Here is a 19,169-nt window from a genome sequence, read left to right on the forward strand (position 1 = left end):
TCCACTAAAAAATACCGCTCATATAGAGCGGTATTTTTATTAAATTTGAATACTAAATAGCATTTGCCTTTTTTTTACTTGTTGCCCTTGCTGTCCTAAAATATCTTCGACTACTCCATCGACATCAGATCTAATTTGTTGCTGGATCTTCATAGCTTCAAGTACCAGTAAGGTTTGCCCTTTCACGACTTGATCGCCTTTATTGACCAAGATATTGATCACAGCACCATCCATAGGCGCACGAATTTTACCATCTCCCGTAACATCAGCCGTTTCTGGAGCAGCGTAAGTCACATTGCGAATCGCAACATTGCCATTGTCTCGATCTAAATAAAGCTGATCACCGTCTAAAACATATTGAACACGGCGGCGTATACCATCAACAAAATACGTTAGCTGCTCGTCTGTCTTTTCAATGACTTCAATACAAACAGTTTGATCACAGAGCTGTACCGTGAATGTGTTATTTACAGATGAAAGCTGTAACTGGATTTGCTGATCGTCATATTTTATTTTTAAGGGTAATGGAACACCAAGTCCAGTTTGCCACACCGCAGTACCTTTACTTTGGCTAAATAATACCGCAGCAATAGCCAAGGTTTCTAAAGATAAAACCTGAGAGTGTAAGCTGTCGTCATCTTGAAAATGCTGTTGAATGAATGCGGTATTCGTATCACCAGCGACCACAATCGGATGACGTAATAAATTAACCAAGAACTGTTTATTGCTGTTCACGCCCAGCAAAACACAATCATCTACAGCACGAGTCAGCAGACGAATCGCATCCTCTCGAGTTTTACCGTATGCAATCACTTTAGCCACCATCGGGTCGTAGAAAGGGCTAACTTCATCTGTTGCTAACATGCCATGATCAATTCGTACATTTGGCAAAATTGTGGGCTTCCAACGTAAAACTTGACCTGTTTGCGGTAAGAAATCTTGACTTGGATCTTCAGCATACAAACGGACTTCAATTGCATGGCCCTTGATGGACAATTCATGTTGTTGCAATGGTAAATGCTCGCCATTGGCGACACGCAATTGCCATTCAACCAAATCTAATCCTGTAATAAGTTCAGTAACCGGATGCTCAACCTGCAAGCGTGTATTCATTTCTAGAAAATAGAATTCACCCGATGCATCAAGCAAAAACTCAACAGTTCCCGCGCCTACGTAAGCACATGCTTTGGCAGCTGCAACAGCAGCCTCTCCCATTTGCTGACGCAGTCCGGGTGTCATGACTGGACAGGGTGCTTCTTCTACAACCTTTTGGTGACGGCGTTGAATCGAACAATCACGCTCGAACAAATACACATAATTGCCATGCGTATCGCCAAAAACTTGAATTTCAACATGGCGCGGCGCAATCACTGCTTTTTCTAAAATAAGCTCACCTGAACCAAATGCATTTTCAGCTTCTGAACGTGCAGTTTGTAAAGCCTCTACAAGCTCGGAGGATTGCTGAACCAAACGCATACCACGACCACCACCGCCAGCAGAAGCTTTCACCATAATTGGAAAACCAATCTGCTCTGCTTGTGTAGCCAAATATTCAAGGTCTTGACGATCTCCCTCGTAGCCCGGCACACAAGGTACACCTGCCTCAATCATGGCAATTTTTGAAAGCCGTTTACTTCCCATCAACTCAATTGCAGAGGCTGTCGGACCAATAAAAGTAATTTGGTTATCGATGCAGGCCTGAGCAAAATCGGTATTTTCTGACAAAAAGCCATAACCAGGATGCACAGCATCCGCGCCTGTTTTTTTGCAAGCTTCTATAATTTTGGTAATTGAAAGATAAGATTCAGATACTTTAGAAGCTCCAATATAAACTGCTTCATCAGCTTCTTGCACATGGCGAGCATTACGGTCTGCATCGGAATAGACCGCTACAGTTTGATAACCCATTGCCTTTGCTGTCTGCATCACCCGAACTGCTATTTCACCACGATTGGCAACCAGTACTTTTGAAAATTTCATTGTTTTTATCCTTATCTTTTATTGCTCATCGGCCCAATTCGGCAACCGTTTTTGAATAAAAGCCATCGTTCCCTCTTGCCCTTCAACACCACCAACCGCTTGAGCAAATTGTTGCGCTGCATCATCAAGTAAATGATTCAATGGTTCATTGAGTGTTCGATGTAATAGTGCTTTCGTCATACGTGAAGCTTGTGGTGCAGCGCGTTTAATTTGCTGAATAGTTTCCTGCAATTCCTGCTCTAGCTCTAATTCATTATGAGCAATCTGATGGACTACTCCGACATTGAGCGCCGTAGGTCCTTCAAAACGCATCCCCAACAAAGCAAGTCGTCTAGCCTGAGTTAGACCAATACGCTTCACTACAAAAGGAGCAATCTGCGCAGGAATTATTCCTAGCCCAGTTTCAGGCAATCCAAACTGGGCATTGTCACGGCTAATCGCAACATCGGAAACACATACCAGACCAAAACCACCACCTAGAACAGCCCCTTCTAAAATCACCACAACCGTCTGTGGGGCGGTTTCAACTTGCTCAAGCATGGCACCAAAACGGCGGTTAAAATCAGCATAAGGTTGTAGGCTACCGACATTGCTCGCTTCAACTCTCAAAGCTGCCATATCTTTAATATCACCACCTGCGCAAAAAGTTCCTCCTTCACCACGGATGATGACCGCACGAATCGAAAGATCATCATGAATAGCAACAAAGACCTGTTGAATCGCATTAACCATATTCAAATTCATGGCATTACGGCTCTCTGGTCGGTTTAACCAGAGGTATAAAATACTACCGTCCTGTTCTAATTGAATGCTGTCATCAATATCTAAAGCTTGAAGAGATGCTGAAAGTGTCATGGCTTATTCCTTATTTTTGTTTTTTTGGCAAGATATCCATAAGTTTGCAGATAATCCCCAACATAATCTCATCGGCTCCACCACCAATAGAACCCAAGCGGCCGTCACGGTAAAGCTGAGATGCAGGGTTATCCCACATAAAGCCATTGCCACCCCAATATTGCAAACAGCTATCTGCCACTTCGCGGGTTAAACGTCCTGATTTCAGTTTTGCCATTGAAGCCAGCATGCTGACATCTTCACCGGCAATATGCTGTTCACACGCTTGGTAGGTTAATGCTTTTAGTGCTTCCACTTCAGTCATGAGTTCAGCAAAGCGGAAATGGATATATTGATTATTGATGAGTGGCTGACCGAAAGTGGTACGCTCTTTGGTATAGGCAATGGTTTTTTGAATTAATGTTTCCAATCCTCCAATCGAATTGGCACATGCCCACAGGCGCTCTTCCTGAAATTGCATCATCTGCATCATAAAGCCCATGCCTTCTGCACCGACTAAATTACGCTGTGGCACACGCACGTTATCTAAATAAACTTGTGCTGTGGTGGTTGAACGCATTCCTAATTTATTGAGCGGTTCTGAAAAACTGATGCCTTTAGTTTTTGCTGGCACAATAATCATCGATTTATTGACGTGCGGTTTATCGTCAGAAGTATTAGCTAAAAGGCAGAAAAAGTCGGCTTGTAATGAGTTGGTAATCCACATTTTGCTGCCGTTAATCACATAATCATCACCATCTTTTTTGGCCGTAGTTTTAATTGCAGCCACATCAGAACCAGCATGAACTTCAGATACAGCAATCGATGCCACATATTCCCCAGCAATGGCTGGTGTTAAAAACTCATCACGTAATTCTTTACGACCAAAACGTGCGAGAGCTGGTGTTGCCATATCGGTTTGTACACCAATCGCTAAAGGCACGCCCCCACAAGCTGCACGGCCAATTTCCTCGGCAACAACAAGGTTATAAGAATAATCTAAAGCTAAGCCACCATTTTCTTCAGGCTTACAAATCCCTAATAAACCAAGGTCACCCATCTTTTTAAATACGTCATGAATCGGGAAACGACCCGCCTCTTCCCATTCTGGAATATTCGGATTTAGCTCATTTTCAACAAATTGACGAGCTGTACGGCGTAATGCTTCATGTTCGGCAGTAAATTTCATTACATTCTTCCTGATAATTTTTTTAATTGCGGTAAAAGTTGTTTAAAAGCGAGACACCCCAAAACGGCTTGGATTCAATGTCCGCTGCTGTGCTTCATAAATGGTTTGTAAAAGGAAAATCAGTAATTTTCGGGTATCTCGAGGGTCAATAATGCCGTCGTCATGCAACATGGCAGTGTTGAAAAGTGCGGTAGACTGTTGCTCCAATTTCATGGCTGTACTTTGCTCCAGAAAATCGAGCATTTGTGAATTAGGCTCCTGACCAGAAGCTTTTTGCTTGCCTTCGGCCACAATACGTAAGACTTTTCCAGCCTGAGCGGCGCCCATTACAGCAACATGCGAGTTTGGCCAAGCAAAAATAAAGTCTGGCGATAAACTACGTCCACACATCGCATAGTTGCCAGCTCCATACGACCCAGCCACGACAATCGAAATTTTCGGCACGGTACAATTGGCAACAGCCTGAATTAATTTTGAACCATGTTTGATAATACCGTTTTGTTCGGCATCGGTTCCTACCATAAAACCAGTGGTGTTATGCAAGAACAATAGCGGGCGCTGTGTCTGTTCACACAGGTGAATAAACTGAGCTGTTTTCGCCGCACCTTGAGGGGTAATTGGACCATTATTGGTGATAATACCGATATGCAAGCCACCAATTTTTGCCCAGCCACAAACCGTTAAATCATCATATTCCTGCTTAAATTCAAGAAAATCTGAATCATCAACAATTCGGGCTACCACTTCTTTCATATCGAATGGTTGTTTAGTATCACTTGGAATTACACCCAATAATTCATCGGCATCGTAACGAGGTTCTTTATAGACTGCATCAACTGGTTTGATCTGTTCTTTCCAGTTCAGATGCTCAAAAATTTCACGTGCAAGTCGAATACCATCGGCATCATTTTCTGCTAAATATTCAGCGGTTCCGGCAATTTGAGAATGCATTTCCGCTCCGCCCAATTCTTCAGCCGTTGCCACTTCACCAGTTGCAGCCAAGAGTAATGGAGGGCCTGCAAGAAGCATTTCGGTTTGTTTACGTACCGCAATGACATAATCAGAAAGCCCAGGTTGATAAGCACCACCTGCTGTTGCATTACCATGTACAACAGCTAGTTGTGGAATACCTTCTGCAGAAAGGCGTGCCTGATTGGCAAAGGTCATACCACCGTAGGTAAATACTTCTGCTGCATAATTTAAGTTCGCGCCACCACTTTCGGTTAGCGTAATCAGCGGAAGTTTTTGTTCCAAAGCAATTTTTTGCAAACGCAAAGTCTTCTGCACGCCCATGGGCGACATGGTTCCACCCTTAATTGCACTATTACTTGCAGAGACTAGGCAACGCACACCACTAACAAAACCAATGCCAGCAATCACGCCACCACCCGCTTCCGAGCCATCTTTATCATCATGCATGTTGTAGCCAACCAAGCCACATAACTCGATGAAAGGAGAATCAGCATCTAGCAATAACCGCACGCGTTCATGGGGCAAAATTTTGCCTTTTTTATCGAACTTTGGTTTAGCAGCGTAGGATTTATCAATGCTTTTTTGCTGAATTGCACGGACCTCACTCAACTGAGCAAGTAGAGCATCTTTATTCTTTTGATACTGTTCACTTCCAACAGCAATTTCGGATTGGAGAATGGTCATTCTTTATTCCTCACTCCAAGCCTGAATTATTGTTTTGCTCAGCTTTTTCAGTCTTATCTTTTTTAAAAATTTCAGGGATAAACGCACGATGGAAACCGTTATAAGATTCGCTATTTGTCGCATCGCTTAGCGGATACATTCGCGTTCCTTGTGATGCAGCCCCATCAATACGTAAGGTCACACCAGAGACAAAAGCCGCAGCATCAGATAACAAATAGCAAATTGCTGATGAGACTTCCGACTCGGTTCCCATACGCTTTAGAGGTACATTGCCAGCAAGACTTGGAATAATCACCTTGGCAAAATCACCGCTATAATTATCCATGCCTGATGAAACAATCCAACCCGGCGCTACAGCATTCACTCGAACGCCAGATTTCCCCCACTCGACCGATGCTGTTTTGGTTAAGTTATCAACCCCCGAACGTGCAGCACCTGAATGCCCCATTCCTGGCATGCCGCCCCACATATCGGCAGTCATGTTGACAATACTGCCACCATGTTTTGCCATCCATTGGTTATAAGCTTCACGCATTAAATAGAAAGTTGAATGCAGATTATTACGCACGACTGCATCAAAACCATTTGCCGAGATATTCTCTAACACCGAAGGAAACTGACCGCCCGCATTATTAACTAAACAATCAAGCTTGCCGAACTTCTCAATCACTTCAGCAATCATATTCTTAACTTGTTCTTCTTCTCGGTTATCACACACAACAAAATGAACGAGTCCGCCATCTTCTGTAATTTCTTGGCTTACTTTTTCCAGTTTTTCAATTTTGCGTCCTGTAATTACGACTTGGGCTCCTAATGCGGCAAGCTCATGGGCAGTACAACGACCAATTCCTGAGCCACCACCGGTCACAATAATGACTTTATTGGCAAAGGCATCTGGTCTAAAAATTGATTGATAACTCATCTTTGTTTCATCCATTCATTTTATTTTTCTAAAAGATTTGCCGGAACTTTTACAGGCATATCCAATAATTGTTGAGCAAATGCTTTGCCTTGTGGGTCAATACGCAGGCTTGCAACACCGCCACCACCCAAGGCATTTTGCAACATAAAATTCAACGCCTTTAAACCCGGCAATTCATAACGAATTACTCGTCCTTTTTCAGCATCCAAAACATGTTGCATATAGCTTGCAACAGCTTGCTCTGTGAGTGCTGCACGAATCCAAGGTAAATATTCTGCTTTACGCGCAATAACCCCAATATTGCTATGATTGCCTTTATCTCCACTACGAGCATGCGCAATTTCAATCAAAGGAACTTCAATTTCATCTCCTTGATAAACCGCACTTTCACCTGCTGCTAAAGTATTGAATTGCTGTGTAGACATTCCTTGAGGAATCTCAACCGGATAACGTTTCCCATCAAAATCAACTTCCACATTGACCTGATTTTTATCAATTAAAAATGAAAATAACTTAATCACTGGAGATGCCTTAGGCCGCCCCCCAACAATGCCAGCCAAAGCTGGAGCCATTCCTGTTGAAGCCTGTGCGATTTCAGATGCAAAGAACATACAAGCTTCTTTAAACATGTGCTTTACAGCAATTTTGACGACCACTTCGCGGCTATTTAATGCTTGGGCATGTGCTCCATAGGTACTTTCGATGCCTAAAATTTCAACAGACTTTTCACTAAAAGGAGGTACTGAACGCATGGCCAGCACACGCTCACATTTAGTTAAAATGGCATCCGCAATGACTTGCGCTTTTTGTGGTGCTTCACGTCCTGCAATTAGGAAACTGACTAAAACCCGATAGCCATCAGGATAAGTTGCACTCACTTTATATTGTGCTGTAGGTGCTTGCCCTGTTGCACCAGTCACACGCACTCGATGCTCACCAACTTGTTCTAGGTGCACCTGACTAAAATCAGCAATCACATCTGGTAATAAATAGGCTTGTGGATTGCCAATTTCATACACGATTTGCTCTGCAACTGTTGCAGTAGAAACCAATCCACCTGTACCTTTCGGTTTAGTGACTACAAATGAGCCGTCCTCACTGACTTCAACCACTGGAAAACCCATATTGTCGAAGCCTTGAACCAAATGCCAATCGGTAAAATTACCGCCTGTACATTGAGCACCACATTCAATTACATGTCCTGCCAATGAACCTTGCGCCAACTTGTCATAGTCATCGAGCGACCACTGATATTCATGAAGCAAAGGAGCAAGCACTACAGCCGAATCTACAACACGGCCCGTAATCACAATATCTGCACCTAAGTTCAAGGCATCACGAATAGCCACCGCACCTAAATAAGCATTACTGCTCGCCACCTGATCTGGCAAAGGCTCGCTGCTAAACATTTCTTGAATATTTTGTTGTTTGAACTGTTCTTGCTTTGCTAAAAGATCATCACCCAAGACCACAGCCACTTTTAGGTTTAAACCATATTCACTAATTATTTTTTGCAAAGCATCCCTGCAAGCAAGCGGATTTACCCCACCTGCATTACTAATTACCTTAATCTTTTTTTCTGCAATTTTTTTAAGTAGAGGTGCCATTACTCGACTAACAAAATCTAAGGCATAACCATGTTTTGGCTCTACTATTTTCGCTTTTGCCATAATCGACATCGTAATTTCTGACAAATAATCAAAAACCAAATAATCAATATCGGTTAAATGCACCAATTGAAAAGCAGCAGTATTGGTATCTCCCCAAAATCCGGAGGCACAACCTATCTTTACGACACGCTCATCATTCTGTTGATTACTTGCCATCTTATTTCTCGTTGTTCTGTTTAAAAATCAGTCTCAACATTACCAAGCAAGCGCTTGGTTTGTAAAGAGCAAAATGTTATTGTGATGTTGACCAAATCTTCCAAAATCGATAATCATTCTGAAATATGGTGAGATTTAGCAAAAAATTTCAGTATTCATTTTTATTTAAAGGGTCAAACCGTACGTATGATTGCTACTTCAATTGAACAGATTCCAAATATCTCTTGCTTTGATGACAGCCCACGTGGTCGTTTATTACAAGGTGCTGCGTACCTATTTCACAAGCAGGGCTATGACAAAACTACTGTTCGTGAACTAGCTCAATTTATTGGAATTCAATCAGGAAGTTTGTTCCATCACTTCAAAAGTAAAGATGACATCCTTGCCCATGTGATGGAGCAAACCATCATTTATAACCTAGCCCGTTTAGAAGATGCAGCAACTCAATCTACAGATCCAGAGCAACAATTACGTGCCCTAATTAAAGCAGAACTCATCTCGATTACTGGAGATACAGGTGCTGCCATGGCTGTGTTAGTTTATGAATGGTTTGCTCTTTCAAAAGAAAAACAAGATTACCTTTTGAAAATGCGTAATGAATATGAGCAAATTTGGTTAGATGTTATTGAAAAGTTACGCACAAAGGGCAAGATAAAGCATGATGCCTTTATTTGGCGACGTTTAGTTGGTGGAGCGATTTCATGGACCGTAACTTGGTATAAACCTGAAGGAAAGGTCAAAATTGATGAAGTGACCGAAATGGTTTGGGAGATGGCTTTGAAATGAGTTCAGTCTATTTACGTAAACCTCAAATAAATGACTTGGCTGAAATTAAAGAAGCTTATGAACGCAGTGTTCAATTGCATCAACCTTGGACTTATCCACCCTCTGACTTTGAACAATATTTAACCCAAGAACATCGTTATTTCGTTTGTTTAGAGAAAGACCATTCAATTGTCGGAACATTTAATATTTCTAACATTATCAGAGGTTATTTTCACTCGGCTTACTTAGGTTATGAAGTATTTCATCCCTATCAAGGCCAAGGATATATGAAAGAGGGTCTAAAGTTATTACTTAGTGAAGCATTCGAAAAACTAAACTTACATAGATTAGAAGCAAATATACAACCTGAAAATATTGCTTCAATTCATCTGGTTGCAAATGCAGGTTTTATCAAAGAGGGCTTTTCTCGACAATATCTTCGAGTAGGTGGAAAAGAGTGGAAAGATCATGAACGTTGGGCGATTTTGAATTATGACTGGATTGAATCATTTCAATAAACTTATGAATGTGATGCGGTGGCACAATGGCCACCTTATCAAAAATCAATAACCCAACTGCTTACTAATCAAATCTTTCATGATTTCTTCAGCACCACCGCCAATCATATTCACCTTCACTTCACGATAAATACGTTCAGACTTAGTTCCACGCATAAAACCCATGCCTCCCAATGTTTGTACAGCTGCATCAGCGCAAAATTGCATAGTGCGAGTAGCAACATTTTTAAGCATTGAAATTTGAGCTACAAGCTCTGGCCCCTGCAACTTTGGTTGAGTCATTTTCCATGCAGTTTCTTCAAGTAATGCCCGTGTTGAGGTCAATTGTGTCGCCATATCCACCAACTTATGACGGACTACTTGATGATCAATTAATCGTTTACCAAATGTTTTACGTTGCTGAGCCCAATCTAAAGCTTCTTCATAACACACCAGTGCATAACCATAAGCCACCACACCTAAGAAAAAACGCTCCATATTAAAGTTATTCATAATTACTTTAAAACCAGCATTTTCTTTACCTAAAAGATTTGATACAGGCACTTTAACTTGGTCAAAATGCAAATGTGCTGTATCTGAAGCCCACCACCCCATTTTCTTTAAAGGTGTTTTAGTGATTCCTTCACTCTGGGCATCAATCAGCAACATCGAAATACCTTCTGCACCTGATTTAGTCGGGTCTGTACGCACCGCAACTGTATAGTAATCAGCGCGAATTCCTGAAGTAATAAAGGTTTTCTCACCAGAAACAATATAATAATCACCCTCTCGAACGGCCTTAGTCTGAAGTGCAGCAACATCTGACCCACCACTTGGTTCAGTAATGGCTAAGGCAGAAATTTTTTCACCGGAAATAATACTCGGGAGAACTCTAGCTTTTAATTCTTCACTACCAAAATGCTGAATCGGCGGTGCACCAATGGTATGTACCATCAATGAGATATGTACTCCACCAGAGCCAGCCTTCGCCATTTCGACACCAGCCAGCAATGAATAGAATGGATCAGCATCTGGAATACCACCATATTCTTCAGAAAAACCTAATCCTAATAAACCAATCTCAGCAGCTTTCTTGTATAGTTCTCTTGGAAATGTCTCAGCTTCATCCCACTCATTGACAAAAGGCGCCATTTCTTTTTGTACAAATCGACGAACATTATCAGCAAAAGCAATGTGTTGTTCATTATAGTAAATTGGGTTGGATTGCATTTTTAGAGATATCCTGATGTTTTTATTTAATTCCAAGGCATATCTTGGCATGTTTGACATCAATCAAAAGTTGCAAGAATTTCCAATTTCTTGGCATAAAAAATCAAACCCAATTATTCTTATTAAAATGCAAAGTCTATACTCTTAAACAGCAACGAAATCCACGAACCGCGTAATATGATTGCGCACCATTATGATAAACAAAAACACGGCCATAACGACGGTCAGCAAAAATTGCTCCATCTAATTGGCGAATCTCATCTGGAGTTGCAAGCCAACTTGATGTTTTAAGATCAAACTCGCCTAACTTTTGTAATTGATGATATTGCTCTTCTGTTAGAAGTTCGACTCCCATTTCTATAGCAATATCGATTGCACTATTTTTAGGTGGGTGATCTTTTCTAGACTCTAAAGCTTCGCGATCATAACAAAGACTTCTACGGCCTTTTGGTGTCTCAGGAGAGCAATCCATAAACAAATATTCATCACTCTGTTGGTCATAAGCCACCACGTCAGGCTCTCCTCCCGTATTTTCCATTTCTTGCAATGACCATAGTTTGTCAGGAGATTTAATTAGTTTAGTCTGCACACTCGGCCATTCTATTTCTCTATGGCGATGTGAATTCTTTTCAAATCTATTTTTTAGTAGCTCAATCAGTGTTTCTATTTGCTTTGAAGCTAATTGCTTTTTAATTACCATTGGATAAATCCTTATATTTATTAAGCTGAACGTCCATCAAAATAATTTATTTTTATTTTTTCTAAATCCATGTCATCTATGCATCGAACATTAATAGCAAAGATAGCATTACCCTTTGCATCTGTACCTTGAGCATAAGGATGAATACCACAAATTTTACAGAAATGATGATTAATCACATGTTTCTTAAAAGTGTAATTCGCCAAATTTTCAGGGGTTCCTAAAGAAATCTTAACTTGCTTACTTGATAAGAACCAAAGCAAAGAACCTTTCTTTTGACATATTGAGCAATTGCAAGATAAAACCTCTGATAAATCTCCTTCCGCTACAAATTTAATTTGACCACAATGACAACTTCCCTGATATCTCATTTTTCTTACTCTTTATAATTCTCACGCTATCTACTTTTCCAGTTTAAAAAATAACTTTCCATATAAAAATGTAATCTAATCCTACTTAAGTTTGAATTTAAAGGCCCATATGTAGGCTTAGAAACACATTTCTAAATCAGAACGAGCTCGAAATTTCTTTTATATAAAAAAGGACTCTTATTAGAGTCCTTTTTCACTGTTTTACTGCATCTAAATTAATCAATTAATTTAATTTGCGCATAAAAAAACACCCCCAACTGTTAAGTTGAGGGTGTTTTGAATAATGAGCTGGCGATGACTTACTCTCACATGGGAAACCCCACACTACCATCAGCGCTAAGAGGTTTCACTTCTGAGTTCGGGAAGGGATCAGGTGGTTCACTCTTGCTATGGTCGCCAGCACAACTGGTATGGATACTTGCATTGGTCTTATTGGCTGCCGATGCGTTTTCCAAATCTTTACAGATGGGCTGATTGAATCTTACTTTATTTTGTTCATTTTAGCTAAGCGTATAACTAAATCAAGTTGCTTTGCATATTAATGAATCGATTGATGCTTTATATACAACTGCTTGGGTGTTGTATAGTCAAGCCTCACGAGCAATTAGTATTGGTCAGCTTCACATATCACTATGCTTCCACATCCAACCTATCAACGTCCTAGTCTCGAACGGCTCTTTAGAGGACATAAAGTCCTAGGGAAATCTTATCTTGAGGTAGGCTTCCCGCTTAGATGCTTTCAGCGGTTATCCCTTCCGAACATAGCTACCCGGCGATGCGACTGGCGTCACAACCGGTACACCAGAGGTTCGTCCACTCTGGTCCTCTCGTACTAGGAGCAGATCCTCTCAAATTTCCAGCGCCCACGGTAGATAGGGACCGAACTGTCTCACGACGTTCTAAACCCAGCTCGCGTACCTCTTTAAATGGCGAACAGCCATACCCTTGGGACCTGCTTCAGCCCCAGGATGAGATGAGCCGACATCGAGGTGCCAAACACCGCCGTCGATATGAACTCTTGGGCGGTATCAGCCTGTTATCCCCAGAGTACCTTTTATCCGTTGAGCGATGGCCCTTCCATACAGAACCACCGGATCACTAAGACCTACTTTCGTACCTGCTCGACTTGTGGGTCTCGCAGTTAAGCGCGCTTTTGCCTTTATACTCTACGCGTGATTTCCGACCACGCTGAGCGCACCTTCGTACTCCTCCGTTACTCTTTAGGAGGAGACCGCCCCAGTCAAACTACCCACCAGACATGGTCCTCGCCCCGGATTACGGGGCAGAGTTAGAACCTCAACATTACCAGGGTGGTATTTCAAGGACGGCTCCATTGGAACTAGCGTTCCAACTTCAAAGCCTCCCACCTATCCTACACAAGTAAGGTCAAAGTTCAATGTCAAGCTGCAGTAAAGGTTCACGGGGTCTTTCCGTCTAGCCGCGGGTACACTGCATCTTCACAGCGATTTCGATTTCACTGAGCCTCTGCTGGAGACAGCGCCGCCATCATTATGCCATTCGTGCAGGTCGGAACTTACCCGACAAGGAATTTCGCTACCTTAGGACCGTTATAGTTACGGCCGCCGTTTACTGGGGCTTCGATCAAGAGCTTCGCTTACGCTAACCCCATCAATTAACCTTCCAGCACCGGGCAGGCATCACACCCTATACGTCCACTTTCGTGTTTGCAGAGTGCTATGTTTTTAATAAACAGTTGCAGCGGCCTGGTTTCTGTGGCTGTCATCAGCTCAGGAAGCAAGTTCCATCACCAACAACAGCGTACCTTCTCCCGAAGTTACGGTACCATTTTGCCTAGTTCCTTCAGCAGAGTTCTCTCAAGCGCCTTGGTCTACTCGACCTGACCACCTGTGTCGGTTTAGGGTACGATTCCTGTGTAACTGAAGCTTAGAGACTTTTCCTGGAAGCATGGTATCAGCCACTTCGCTGTACAAGTACAGCTTGCTATCAGATCTCAGCATAGAGCACCCCGGATTTGCCTAAGATGCATGCCTACTTCCTTTCACCTGGACAACCAACGCCAGGCTGACTTAACCTTCTCCGTCCTCTCATCGCATTACACAGAAGTATTGGAATATTAACCAATTTCCCATCGACTACGCCTTTCGGCCTCGCCTTAGGGGTCGACTCACCCAGCCCCGATTAACGTTGGACTGGAACCCTTGGTCTTTCGGCGAACGGGTTTTTCACCCGTTTTGTCGTTACTCACGTCAGCATTCGCACTTCTGATACCTCCAGCATACTTCTCAATACACCTTCATCGGCTTACAGAACGCTCCCCTACCACTTGACTTAAAAGTCAAATCCGCAGCTTCGGCACATAGTTTTAGCCCCGTTACATCTTCCGCGCAGGCCGACTCGACTAGTGAGCTATTACGCTTTCTTTAAAGGGTGGCTGCTTCTAAGCCAACCTCCTAGCTGTCTATGCCTTCCCACATCGTTTCCCACTTAACTATGATTTTGGGGCCTTAGCTGGCGGTCTGGATTGTTTTCCTCTTGACTACGGACGTTAGCACCCGCAGTCTGTCTCCCGGATAGTACTCATAGGTATTCGGAGTTTGCATCGGTTTGGTAAGTCGGGATGACCCCCTAGCCGAAACAGTGCTCTACCCCCTATGGTATTCGTCCGAGGCGCTACCTAAATAGCTTTCGGGGAGAACCAGCTATCACCAGGCTTGATTAGCCTTTCACCCCTATCCACAAGTCATCCCCTGGCTTTTCAACGACAGTGGGTTCGGTCCTCCAGTTAGTGTTACCCAACCTTCAACCTGCTCATGGATAGATCGCCTGGTTTCGGGTCTATACCCAGCAACTAAACGCCCTATTAAGACTCGATTTCTCTACGGCTCCCCTATACGGTTAACCTCGCTACTGAATATAAGTCGCTGACCCATTATACAAAAGGTACGCAGTCACCGAACAAGTCGGCTCCCACTGCTTGTATGCATGCGGTTTCAGGATCTATTTCACTCCCCTCACAGGGGTTCTTTTCGCCTTTCCCTCACGGTACTGGTTCACTATCGGTCAGTCAGGAGTATTTAGCCTTGGAGGATGGTCCCCCCATATTCAGACAAGGTTTCACGTGCCTCGCCCTACTCGTCATCATTATGTGTGCCCTTTCGTGTACGGGAATATCACCCTCTACGTTCGCACTTCCCAGAGCGTTCCACTAAAACACACATAACTTAATGGGCTGATCCCCGTTCGCTCGCCGCTACTAAGGGAATCTCAATTGATTTCTTTTCCTAAGGGTACTGAGATGTTTCACTTCCCCTCGTTCGCCTTGCAACACTATGTATTCATGTTGCAATACCTACCTTAAAGTAGGTGGGTTCCCCCATTCAGAAATCTCCGGATCAAAGGATATTTGCCGCCTCCCCGGAGCTTATCGCAGGCTATTACGTCTTTCATCGCCTCTGACTGCCAAGGCATCCACCACATGCACTTAATTACTTGACTATACAACCCCAAACAGTCGTTATTACCTACAAGGAGTAATAAGACATGATCAATGATTTCTCATCAATCTCTTACAGTTTGAAGTACTGTGTATTTAAACACTGTACAGCTTCAATCTAATTCATATACCAAAACGCTTGATTCAGTTAATTTGCTAGTTCTCAATTAATTCCAAGATCAGAATTACTTCCTCTCTTTTCATTATTGAGTGAACAATTTATTTCAGACTCAATTTTGCCAATCTGTTAATGAATAAACATGCCTTCGTCAGGTCATGCTTAATACCGTGATACTTAAATCACAGAAGTTAATAAACCAAGATCTAAATCTTTATTTACTAATTTCTGTAATCCGAACTTCTCTTAAGTTCTGGTGGAGACTAGGAGAGTCGAACTCCTGACCTCCTGCGTGCAAAGCAGGCGCTCTACCAACTAAGCTAAGTCCCCAGCTTACATCATCAGTTATGTATCTTCTTTTCTATAACTTCAACCAGTCAAAGTCATGGTGGGTCTGACAAGACTTGAACTTGTGACCCCACGCTTATCAAGCGTGTGCTCTAACCAACTGAGCTACAGACCCTCAGATACATCTATGAAGAACAACTTGTTGTGGATTCTTACCAATCGTCAATCTTTCGTTAAGGAGGTGATCCAGCCGCAGGTTCCCCTACGGCTACCTTGTTACGACTTCACCCCAGTCATCGGCCACACCGTGGTAAGCGTCCTCCTTGCGGTTAGACTACCTACTTCTGGTGCAACAAACTCCCATGGTGTGACGGGCGGTGTGTACAAGGCCCGGGAACGTATTCACCGCGGCATTCTGATCCGCGATTACTAGCGATTCCGACTTCATGGAGTCGAGTTGCAGACTCCAATCCGGACTACGATCGGCTTTTTGAGATTAGCATCCTATCGCTAGGTAGCAACCCTTTGTACCGACCATTGTAGCACGTGTGTAGCCCTGGCCGTAAGGGCCATGATGACTTGACGTCGTCCCCGCCTTCCTCCAGTTTGTCACTGGCAGTATCCTTAAAGTTCCCGACATTACTCGCTGGCAAATAAGGAAAAGGGTTGCGCTCGTTGCGGGACTTAACCCAACATCTCACGACACGAGCTGACGACAGCCATGCAGCACCTGTATGTAAGTTCCCGAAGGCACCAATCCATCTCTGGAAAGTTCTTACTATGTCAAGGCCAGGTAAGGTTCTTCGCGTTGCATCGAATTAAACCACATGCTCCACCGCTTGTGCGGGCCCCCGTCAATTCATTTGAGTTTTAGTCTTGCGACCGTACTCCCCAGGCGGTCTACTTATCGCGTTAGCTGCGCCACTAAAGCCTCAAAGGCCCCAACGGCTAGTAGACATCGTTTACGGCATGGACTACCAGGGTATCTAATCCTGTTTGCTCCCCATGCTTTCGCACCTCAGCGTCAGTGTTAGGCCAGATGGCTGCCTTCGCCATCGGTATTCCTCCAGATCTCTACGCATTTCACCGCTACACCTGGAATTCTACCATCCTCTCCCACACTCTAGCTAACCAGTATCGAATGCAATTCCCAAGTTAAGCTCGGGGATTTCACATTTGACTTAATTAGCCGCCTACGCGCGCTTTACGCCCAGTAAATCCGATTAACGCTTGCACCCTCTGTATTACCGCGGCTGCTGGCACAGAGTTAGCCGGTGCTTATTCTGCGAGTAACGTCCACTATCTGAAGGTATTAACTTCAGTAGCCTCCTCCTCGCTTAAAGTGCTTTACAACCATAAGGCCTTCTTCACACACGCGGCATGGCTGGATCAGGCTTGCGCCCATTGTCCAATATTCCCCACTGCTGCCTCCCGTAGGAGTCTGGGCCGTGTCTCAGTCCCAGTGTGGCGGATCATCCTCTCAGACCCGCTACAGATCGTCGCCTTGGTAGGCCTTTACCCCACCAACTAGCTAATCCGACTTAGGCTCATCTATTAGCGCAAGGTCCGAAGATCCCCTGCTTTCTCCCGTAGGACGTATGCGGTATTAGCATTCCTTTCGAAATGTTGTCCCCCACTAATAGGCAGATTCCTAAGCATTACTCACCCGTCCGCCGCTAAGTGATAGTGCAAGCACCATCACTCCGCTCGACTTGCATGTGTTAAGCCTGCCGCCAGCGTTCAATCTGAGCCATGATCAAACTCTTCAGTTAAAAATCATTTTGCACCTTATTAAAGACAAGGTGCCAATTCTGGCTCATCAATTTTCTGACTTAAATTTCGCTCAAATAAACTTCGAGTAATTTAAACCAATCAATCAATGATAATATTTCGATCAATCAATCAGTAAAAATCCACACAAGTTGTTCTTCATAATCTCTTAATGATCTTCTTACTGGTTCGTCACCAGCAAGCTAGGTCGGCTATATTACTCTTAATCTCTTAAAAGTCAACAGGTAATTTCGATATTTTTAAAACTTATTCTCAAAACCAACTTCTTATCAAATCTACTGCTCAAAGCAATCAACTCAATTCCAAGTAACTGTTTTTCAACAAGTTTCTATCTGCATCACCGCCGATGGATGTGCATTATAGACCATTAAATTCCTTTGGCAATACCTTTTTTAACATTAGCAAAACAACAGTTCACTTTTTAATCAAAAATACTAAAAATAGTCATTTTTTATATAAACATGGCTGTAAAAGCATCAATTTATCTAATATTTTTTCGTCTTGGTTCTTTTCCTGCCACCTAAGTGGGCGACAATCAATATATTCACAATATCCACCTTCACCTTGTAGACATTGTTCATTCCAACTTAATTGATATTGGAAGCTTCCCACATATCCAGCTGCCAATCCAAACTTGTAGTCGCCACGGCTTTGTGCATAAAGTTCAAAAATAATTTTTCCATTTTTTTTACATTGCCAAGAAAACTCTCTGGGCAAATACATCTCTTTATCATTGGGTGTTCTAACTTTTGGATAAACGCGATGAATATGTAAATTTACATCTTCAGTAAAGCTTTCAACAGGCTTACCAAATTCTTGAATATCTAACCGTGAACATAAAATGATATTCCACTGATTTCGTATTTGTGTAAATGTAAGCTGAGTCGTTTCATTTAAATTAATAATTTGGCACGTATAGAAACATAAAGATAAAAACGGTAAATGTAGAGCCCTTGCATGTTTAAAGCGTCCTAATCCTTCAACTTGATACTTTTGTCCTTTATAAAAAATTTCACCCTCACATAAACATAGTGTTGACCAATAGTCCGAAACTCCCCACTGCAATGCAGAGGTATTAGAGATATTTTCTGAAATCTGAATAGTAAGATCACACCCCATTTCAGAGTCTAGTCGCTGAAGATGGATCTTTGGGATTTTCCACTCAATCAAATCTGTTTTATCAAACTGATATCGTTTTGAGTCAAACTGGCATTGCCGCCGAATAGAATAAGTTTTTAAATGTCCCACACTATGTTGGCTATTACTTACAAGTACAGTTGCAGTATCGATTGCCGAAGTCGTAATTGAGTGAGTGTTATAGCAAAGAGGAATGCGCGGCTGTCCAACCATACTAATGTAATTAAAATAGCGCAGTGGAGCCGGTAGATTTGGAAGGATTAAGCCTTGATAAACAATTTTAAAGAAGCCGCGAGAAGGTTGATAGACAACCCCCTCTTTGGCATTAAGGCCCAGCTGCTGTAATTGATTAATTTGATTCATCAACATAGGCATACCGAACCTCTTCTA

11 protein-coding genes, 2 tRNA genes, 3 rRNA genes and 1 pseudogene are annotated in these 19,169 nt (G+C 42.7%); 2 read left to right on the forward strand and 15 right to left on the reverse strand.

Features of this window, described 5'->3' with window-relative positions:
* Positions 1-39: 39 nt before the first annotated feature.
* The 6 genes from ACPF64_RS01590 to ACPF64_RS01615 are packed head-to-tail and all read right to left on the reverse strand — an operon-like array spanning position 40 to position 8,407.
* Positions 40-1,980, reverse strand: coding sequence for an acetyl/propionyl/methylcrotonyl-CoA carboxylase subunit alpha (locus tag ACPF64_RS01590; RefSeq protein ID WP_426455348.1), 1,941 nt, complete (start codon positions 1,978-1,980; stop codon positions 40-42).
* Positions 1,981-1,998: 18 nt separating this feature from the next.
* Positions 1,999-2,835, reverse strand: a complete 837-nt coding sequence (locus ACPF64_RS01595; protein WP_426455350.1) for an enoyl-CoA hydratase/isomerase family protein — start codon at positions 2,833-2,835, stop codon at positions 1,999-2,001.
* A gap of 10 nt (positions 2,836-2,845) precedes the next feature.
* Positions 2,846-4,003: an acyl-CoA dehydrogenase family protein gene (locus tag ACPF64_RS01600; RefSeq protein ID WP_056481856.1), complete on the reverse strand. Its 1,158-nt coding sequence runs from the start codon at positions 4,001-4,003 to the stop codon at positions 2,846-2,848.
* Positions 4,004-4,045: 42 nt separating this feature from the next.
* Positions 4,046-5,659 carry an acyl-CoA carboxylase subunit beta gene (locus tag ACPF64_RS01605; RefSeq protein WP_426455353.1) on the reverse strand — a complete coding sequence of 538 codons (1,614 nt, stop codon included), beginning with the start codon at positions 5,657-5,659 and terminating at the stop codon, positions 4,046-4,048.
* A gap of 10 nt (positions 5,660-5,669) precedes the next feature.
* Positions 5,670-6,581 carry an SDR family oxidoreductase gene (locus ACPF64_RS01610; protein WP_426455355.1) on the reverse strand — a complete coding sequence of 304 codons (912 nt, stop codon included), beginning with the start codon at positions 6,579-6,581 and terminating at the stop codon, positions 5,670-5,672.
* A gap of 20 nt (positions 6,582-6,601) precedes the next feature.
* Complete coding sequence (locus tag ACPF64_RS01615; RefSeq protein WP_426455357.1) at positions 6,602-8,407, reverse strand: acyclic terpene utilization AtuA family protein; 1,806 nt, start codon at positions 8,405-8,407, stop codon at positions 6,602-6,604.
* A 186-nt stretch (positions 8,408-8,593) separates the two neighbouring features.
* On the opposite strand from ACPF64_RS01615, the gene ACPF64_RS01620 reads away from it, so the two are divergent.
* The gene (locus tag ACPF64_RS01620) at positions 8,594-9,193 is read left to right on the forward strand and encodes a TetR/AcrR family transcriptional regulator (protein WP_056481861.1); all 600 of its coding nucleotides are present in this window, start codon (positions 8,594-8,596) and stop codon (positions 9,191-9,193) included.
* Positions 9,190-9,690 (forward strand): GNAT family N-acetyltransferase, encoded by a 501-nt coding sequence (locus tag ACPF64_RS01625; RefSeq protein WP_426455360.1) that lies wholly within the window; start codon positions 9,190-9,192, stop codon positions 9,688-9,690. Before ACPF64_RS01620 ends, ACPF64_RS01625 begins: the two co-directional genes overlap by 4 nt.
* A gap of 45 nt (positions 9,691-9,735) precedes the next feature.
* On the opposite strand, the gene ACPF64_RS01630 is transcribed toward ACPF64_RS01625, so the two are convergent.
* From ACPF64_RS01630 to ACPF64_RS01670, 9 genes and pseudogenes are all read right to left on the reverse strand, one after another.
* Positions 9,736-10,899 (reverse strand): acyl-CoA dehydrogenase family protein, encoded by a 1,164-nt coding sequence (locus ACPF64_RS01630; protein WP_017391488.1) that lies wholly within the window; start codon positions 10,897-10,899, stop codon positions 9,736-9,738.
* 136 nt (positions 10,900-11,035) lie between these two features.
* Positions 11,036-11,599 carry a DUF4256 domain-containing protein gene (locus ACPF64_RS01635; protein WP_426455362.1) on the reverse strand — a complete coding sequence of 188 codons (564 nt, stop codon included), beginning with the start codon at positions 11,597-11,599 and terminating at the stop codon, positions 11,036-11,038.
* 20 nt (positions 11,600-11,619) lie between these two features.
* A complete protein-coding gene (locus tag ACPF64_RS01640) occupies positions 11,620-11,970 on the reverse strand; it encodes a GFA family protein (RefSeq protein WP_426455364.1) in 351 nt (116 codons plus the stop codon).
* A 286-nt stretch (positions 11,971-12,256) separates the two neighbouring features.
* Positions 12,257-12,371, reverse strand: a 5S ribosomal RNA gene (gene rrf, locus ACPF64_RS01645).
* A 182-nt stretch (positions 12,372-12,553) separates the two neighbouring features.
* Positions 12,554-15,447 (reverse strand): 23S ribosomal RNA (locus ACPF64_RS01650).
* A 370-nt stretch (positions 15,448-15,817) separates the two neighbouring features.
* A tRNA-Ala gene (locus ACPF64_RS01655) sits at positions 15,818-15,893 on the reverse strand.
* Positions 15,894-15,949: 56 nt separating this feature from the next.
* Positions 15,950-16,026: transfer RNA gene (locus tag ACPF64_RS01660), tRNA-Ile, on the reverse strand.
* A gap of 59 nt (positions 16,027-16,085) precedes the next feature.
* A 16S ribosomal RNA gene (locus tag ACPF64_RS01665) occupies positions 16,086-17,623 on the reverse strand.
* Together the 16S, 23S and 5S rRNA genes with 2 tRNA genes alongside form the textbook arrangement of a ribosomal RNA operon.
* Positions 17,624-18,076: 453 nt before the next feature.
* Positions 18,077-19,154, reverse strand: a pseudogene (locus ACPF64_RS01670) (DUF6670 family protein).
* Between the last annotated feature and the right edge of the window lie 15 nt (positions 19,155-19,169).

The sequence above is a fragment of the Acinetobacter sp. KB005 genome, assembly GCF_049949095.1.
Taxonomy (GTDB): Bacteria; Pseudomonadota; Gammaproteobacteria; order Pseudomonadales; family Moraxellaceae; genus Acinetobacter; species Acinetobacter calcoaceticus.

What these genes read in the sequence shown, in the direction of transcription:
- ACPF64_RS01590 (WP_426455348.1), bottom strand. Translation starts at nt 1,980, where the DNA reads ATGAAATTTTCAAAAGTACTGGTTGCCAATCGTGGTGAAATAGCAGTT.
- ACPF64_RS01595 (WP_426455350.1), bottom strand. Translation starts at nt 2,835, where the DNA reads ATGACACTTTCAGCATCTCTTCAAGCTTTAGATATTGATGACAGCATT.
- ACPF64_RS01600 (WP_056481856.1), bottom strand. Translation starts at nt 4,003, where the DNA reads ATGAAATTTACTGCCGAACATGAAGCATTACGCCGTACAGCTCGTCAA.
- ACPF64_RS01605 (WP_426455353.1), bottom strand. Translation starts at nt 5,659, where the DNA reads ATGACCATTCTCCAATCCGAAATTGCTGTTGGAAGTGAACAGTATCAA.
- ACPF64_RS01610 (WP_426455355.1), bottom strand. Translation starts at nt 6,581, where the DNA reads ATGAGTTATCAATCAATTTTTAGACCAGATGCCTTTGCCAATAAAGTC.
- ACPF64_RS01615 (WP_426455357.1), bottom strand. Translation starts at nt 8,407, where the DNA reads ATGGCAAGTAATCAACAGAATGATGAGCGTGTCGTAAAGATAGGTTGT.
- ACPF64_RS01620 (WP_056481861.1), top strand. Translation starts at nt 8,594, where the DNA reads ATGATTGCTACTTCAATTGAACAGATTCCAAATATCTCTTGCTTTGAT.
- ACPF64_RS01625 (WP_426455360.1), top strand. Translation starts at nt 9,190, where the DNA reads ATGAGTTCAGTCTATTTACGTAAACCTCAAATAAATGACTTGGCTGAA.
- ACPF64_RS01630 (WP_017391488.1), bottom strand. Translation starts at nt 10,899, where the DNA reads ATGCAATCCAACCCAATTTACTATAATGAACAACACATTGCTTTTGCT.
- ACPF64_RS01635 (WP_426455362.1), bottom strand. Translation starts at nt 11,599, where the DNA reads ATGGTAATTAAAAAGCAATTAGCTTCAAAGCAAATAGAAACACTGATT.
- ACPF64_RS01640 (WP_426455364.1), bottom strand. Translation starts at nt 11,970, where the DNA reads ATGAGATATCAGGGAAGTTGTCATTGTGGTCAAATTAAATTTGTAGCG.